This is a genomic window from Streptomyces sp. DH12 (assembly GCF_020873895.1).
GTDB lineage: Bacteria > Actinomycetota > Actinomycetes > Streptomycetales > Streptomycetaceae > Streptomyces.
This window is the reverse complement of sequence record NZ_JAHWGT010000629.1, coordinates 1-539: the sequence shown is the minus strand read 5'-3', so window position 1 is coordinate 539 and position 539 is coordinate 1. Positions and strand designations below refer to the sequence as shown.

Sequence of the window (539 nt, the reverse complement as noted above, 5' to 3'; positions counted from 1 at the left end):
CTCCAGCACCTCACGGCTGCCCGGCGAGAACGCCTCCGGGTAGTACGCGACGTTCTCCTCGTCCAGCACGAAGAGCGCCGTGTCCAGGTGGTAGAAGTACGGGTCCACCAGGGTCAGGCCGATCACCGGCACCCCGAAGAACTCCTGCGCCTCCCGGTGCGCCTCGGGCGTGGTGCGGAAGCCGGTCCCGGCGAGGATCCAGCGTCCGGCGGGCACCAGGTCGCCCTCGCCCTCGCACACCGACTCCGGGTGCTGGACGTCGAATCCGTGCGCCTAGTACCAGGCCGCGTACGGCACCGACTCCGGACGCCGCTCCGGCGCGTGGAACCGGGATCCGAACACACGCCCGTCCACGACGACCGCCGCGTTCGCGGCGAACACCATGTCGGGCAGACCGGGCAGCGGCTCCACGGTCTCCACGGTATGGCCGTGGCGGTGGTAGGCGTCGACCAGCGACAGCCACTGCCGCCGGGCGAGTGAGACGTCGACGGGACGGTCCGGACGCATCCAGGGATTGATCGCGTACCGCACGGCGAAGA

Annotated in this window: 1 pseudogene; it reads right to left on the bottom strand. The window is 70.7% G+C overall.

The window, feature by feature from the left end:
- Positions 1 to 539 (bottom strand): annotated as a pseudogene (locus LPA54_RS36155) (dimethylarginine dimethylaminohydrolase family protein); the annotation flags it as partial.